This window comes from Jutongia hominis, assembly GCF_014384965.1.
Taxonomy (GTDB): domain Bacteria; phylum Bacillota; class Clostridia; order Lachnospirales; family Lachnospiraceae; genus Butyribacter; species Butyribacter hominis.
The window spans coordinates 1-4,871 of record NZ_JACRSW010000037.1 but is presented as its reverse complement, the minus strand read 5'-3'; the positions used below and the strand labels follow the sequence as shown (position 1 = coordinate 4,871).

At 41.6% G+C, this 4,871-nt stretch carries 5 protein-coding genes; all 5 read right to left on the bottom strand.

Annotated features, from left to right (window positions below):
• On the bottom strand, positions 1-1,118 hold a 1,118-nt coding region (locus H8700_RS11110), incomplete at its 3' end, for a hypothetical protein (protein WP_249305686.1).
• 29 nt (positions 1,119-1,147) lie between these two features.
• Positions 1,148-2,572 (bottom strand): relaxase/mobilization nuclease domain-containing protein, encoded by a 1,425-nt coding sequence (locus H8700_RS11105; RefSeq protein ID WP_118257537.1) that lies wholly within the window; start codon positions 2,570-2,572, stop codon positions 1,148-1,150.
• A gap of 10 nt (positions 2,573-2,582) precedes the next feature.
• Entirely contained in the window at positions 2,583-2,915 is a 333-nt protein-coding gene (locus tag H8700_RS11100; RefSeq protein WP_005340557.1) for a plasmid mobilization protein, read from the bottom strand.
• 4 nt (positions 2,916-2,919) lie between these two features.
• A complete protein-coding gene (locus tag H8700_RS11095) occupies positions 2,920-3,444 on the bottom strand; it encodes a multidrug transporter (RefSeq protein ID WP_118257466.1) in 525 nt (174 codons plus the stop codon).
• Between the two features lie 391 nt (positions 3,445-3,835).
• Positions 3,836-4,813 (bottom strand): DUF3991 and TOPRIM domain-containing protein, encoded by a 978-nt coding sequence (locus tag H8700_RS11090; RefSeq protein ID WP_118257465.1) that lies wholly within the window; start codon positions 4,811-4,813, stop codon positions 3,836-3,838.
• Positions 4,814-4,871 lie beyond the last annotated feature (58 nt).

Genomic DNA, 4,871 nt, shown 5'->3' with positions numbered 1-4,871 from the left:
TTGTTGTTTATAAGCTCTACAAGCTGTGACTCAGTAAGTCCCTTTTCTATTGCACTCTTAATCTGCACAAGCTGCGCCGGAACAAGGTCTCCCGATGCAACCAGCTTTACAATGTCTGCCCTTGACTTTTTCTTAAATGACAGTCTTGCAAAAAGGCTCACCACTCCGCTGTTGCTGCTCTTTCTCACACTTCTCTCAATCGGAAGTCTCTGCACCACATTTCCAGTACCATCAACTACCGGAATCTGATAATAGACCGGAATCCCGTTTGCCACAGCCTGCATATTCTGAGGAACTGCAACTGTATCAACCATCTTTTTATCTGCCTGTGATACGGACTGGCTTTCCTGCGGCTCTGCCTTACTTTCTGCTTCTTTTTTATTCTCTGTGGCAACACTTATGATCTTATCTTCCAATGACTCTATTCTGTCTCCCATACGCTTCATCTCCTTATCCTTTTTCTCAATATCATCCCTGAGTCTTGCAATCGTACTGCTTGCCTTATTCAGTTCATTCTGCTGACTGTTGATAAGAGCATCCTTATCCTGATTCTCCTTGACCAGACGCTCCCTGACTTCCTCGTCATCTTTGGACGTTTCTATTTCAGAAAGCTTCTTATTCAAGGCATCATACCTTTCATTCTGATGATTTATCTTTGCAACCACTTCATCCATCTGAGAAATAAGTGCTTTCACATACTCAGACTCTTCCGGAATCTGTTTCTTGACTTTATTCAGCTGTTCCAGAACTTCCTCATATAATCGTCGCATGGTAATAGGTTTTTCCCCTTTGTCCATAACCTCCTTAATTGTCTGAACAGGTACACCCTTTTCATAAAATTCAAGGGACACCTGCATCTGATGAACCGAATACTTGGTATTCTTGATAATATCAATCACATCTTTTGGAACATCCTTGTGCAGACATTCCGATAAAATCTTCATCTGTTCAATGTCGTATGACTTATTGAGATAAAGGCTGATCTCCTCCTCTTTCAGTCCATATTCATAATCACTTTTTACAAGAGCAATCGTATTTTCACTAAAATGCTTATTTCGGAGAAGCTGCAATTTTTTCTCGATTGCTATCGCACTAAGCGGTTCTCTGTTTTCTTCCATATATGCCTCCTAACTACTAAAAAAACAGCCTAACGTTCTGGCTGCTCTTTCCTGTCTCGTATTGTCTCTTTGTTGTACTGTGCATCTTTTCCATCTGATACGCTGTCTGGAATAAGACTCTTCCATATAGATTTACCAATATTCAACTCTTTGAATACTGCCCTTTCTTTTGCACATGCTTTGGAATACTCCTCTTTATAATGTTTACGCAGTGCTTCCACCTCTTCAAGGCTATATCCCTGTGATAAAAGCTTCTGTTTCAAAGTTTCCCATTGCAAATGCTCATCCGTAAAAAATTCATCTCCCTGGAGGAAAGACTTCTCAGCAGGTTCTAACTCTTTCATATCATCTGCTATATCAAAAAGTTCTCGACTTCTCTCCCTAGCCTTATAAATGCGGCTTTTCTCTGCTGAAACTTCTTTTCTTTTATCTGTCAATGAGCTGATTACACTGACAAGCTCCTCTGCTGAATGAATGTCATGATTTACAAGGAACAAATACTCCTCCTGCAGTTTATGCATCTTACGGATATCATCCTTATACTTCCATACCTGACTGTATGGCTTCTTTTTCAGCTTTCCTATCCGGTATAGCTTTGCATAGTATCTCTTTTGAAGCCCCGACATCTTTGCCCTTCGGTATCTTCTCACCTTACACTTACAAAGAACCGGTTGTACTTCTTTCTGCTGTTCCCGGTAAAATGAAATATCCTCTTTTTCTATCCTTTCCCGGATTACCTCATCAGAATACATGTCACCTAATGTCTTACATCTGCGAAATCTCGTCATTCCTTGTGGCTTTACCGCCAGATACTTTCCCTGCTTGACCTCATATCCTTTGTCAGATAACAGCTCCAGAAACTGCTCATAATTTCCTGCCTGCAGTATGCAGGAATCCAGGTCTCTCTTAATCATATCTGCCCATACAAAACTGCCTTCACGATATTCGCTCCAGTCCTTATAGCTTTCATGCTCTTTTTCCTTACTGCCATCATCAACATCAATGATCGAAAGACCATATTCCTGACACAGCTTATTCGTGATTGGCTGGATATACTTTGCCCAGTCTCCTTTTTCATAGCGATACTTTTTCCCATCCACAAAACTCACACTGTTAAATACAATGTGTGAATGAACATGTGCTGTATTATCATGCACCACATATACTGCCTCATATGATTTTCCAAGATACTCTTCCACGAATCTGCGGGTTATCTCAAATGCCGTATCAGGATTCACTTCATCTTCCTTAAATGAGAGAATGATATGATATCCCTGCCTTTTATCAACTTTTCCAAACTTCCGTTTTGTAGCTTTCATCTGTTCAAAAGCAGAATCGACCTGACAGTTGATTGCACCAACGAGCCTTCCATCCTGTGTTTTCTCCGGATTCATCACATAATCAAGAGATCTCTTCAGATGTTTTCCGTGAAAATGCCCACCACAATCCTTCATATTAAGGATTTTACTGATTGCCAATCTTTACCACCGCCTCATCTACCTTCTGATTCAGTTTTCGCATATAAGCTATCAGCTGTGTCTTATCTTCCTTGGAATACAGCCCGGCATTATTGTTAAATACTATCTGGTTGATATTTATTCCAATTCTGTTGACTTCATTAATGAGTTCCTTCAGAATCTTCCTTACTTCCGGATAATCATTTGGTTTCTGACTGATAAGAAGACGGATATACTCAGCCTCATTCATTCCATTATCACATGCCTTTTTTGCAAGCATCTTGGCTTCCTCTGGCATTAGTCTTAGTGTTTTCCTAATACAATGAACTTTATCTGCCATAGACTCACCTTCCTCTCTTACCCGTACTATAATCATTAATTCCTTCTGCAACTGTCACCGCAGCTTTTTCCGAATCATCCCTGCTACTTAGATGGCTAATGAATGATTCCACCAAAGCAGCCGCCATTTCATCAATCTCCTTTGCATAACAGGTCTTTTCAAACAACCTGTCCAGCCTCTTTTCATCTGCTTTCAAACTGTCATACTTATCCTGAAACTCACTGTAATCTTTAAAATCCTTTGGATCATTCCTGTGTGCATCAGCATCAAGTATCAGTTCATAGTTCCATTCACAAACAGTATCTATAACATCATCTATCGGGTATGGTTCAATTTCACCATTCTCCTCAGCTACATCCTGTCTGTACATCTTCCCATCAGAATCTATGCCAATAGCATAATCATGACCTTCCATATAGTTAAGCAATATTGCAGCATCTTCTATCGAAGGGTTAAGTAAGATATCAAATGTGTCTGCCCAGGCAATCAGTTCTTCTGGTTTTGAAAATAGCGTAACTTCTGCATCCATTGCTTCCTTGCACCTCCTTATCCGTGTTTAGTAAATATTCACCAAAGCTCCAGTCTCCAGTTAGTCCCCGGCGACTGCTAGATACGCATTAGAGACATCTCTGTCCTAATGCCATCTAGTTAGGGAGAAAATCTCCCTAAAACCCTCTGTTTATGGAAGTGGGGGCGCTTTTTGCCCCCACTTTGCTACTTTGGGGGCGCTTTCTGCCCCCACTTTGTTATTTTGGGGGCGCTTTCTGCCCCCACTTTTATACTGAATTCAATCCGGTTTTTATCGTGTCCGAATTGCGGGGGCGCTTTTTGCCCCCACTTTGACATTTTGGGGGCGCTTTCTGCCCCCACTTTGCTGTTTTGGGGGCGCTTTCTGCCCCCACACATCAAAATCCAAGTTCTCATGCCCTGACCGGTTCATCTGCTCTCTGATTCATTTGATTAAGATTAAGCTTTGCCGCCACAAGCCACTCGTTGTAATCCTTATATCCGGCTGGAGGCGGACAGTCTTCTACCTCATATCCAAGCTCATAATACTTTCTCATAAGTTCAGCTGCTGCTTTTCTCCCCGGCTCATCTCCATCAAGGCAGAACCGGATGGAAGTAATCTGCGGATGTTCCCGAAGAAAAGTCTCAAGTGGTGCATCTGCAAGCATCCCAAGTGCCAGCTTATTTGATTCATAATCCGTGAAGATATCCACATAACTCATAAGGTCGATTGCAGCCTCAAATACTACAAGCTCTGTACTGTTAACATTTACTACATTAAATCCATAGTTTTTATCATTGCCTGTGACATCACACTTGAATGGCTTACCCTGCTTATCAAACACTCCCCGCATACTTGCAAATCTTGTCACTCCATTTTTATCATTTCCTTTGAAAACAACATTGTGGTAATGCCTGCTCTCATAAATCAGTCCATCTTTTAAAAACAGATCTATGACAGTCCTGCTGATTCCTCTCTCCTGATTCAGATATGAAATAAGATAGGAATTATCTCCCGCCGGTTCCGGTAGGACAAATGGCTTTCTCTCCTCTGCCTGCTTCTGCGATACCTGATGAACAAGTGGCTGCTTTACAGGATTCTCGATCCTTCTATATCCTGCAAAATCTAAAAGCCAGAACACAGCCTCTTTTACACTCATTCCACAAAACACCCGCAAGAAATCTATCTGTGAGCCGCCATTGTTGCCTTTGTCAAACTGCCTTGACCATCTGTACCAATGGCTTCTGTTGTAAATGCGGATGGAATCCATCTCTTTTAAAGTGTGGTATTTGCCAATCCTCTTTACTGTATACCCAAGACTTTCTGCAACTGCACACAGGTCAACACTCTTTGCTATGGCAAGCTCTTCATCCGTAAATCTTCCATCCATGCTTTCACCTTGCCTTTCCCTGCTCTGCTACAAGCGGTGACTTGATATCAAGTGTCCG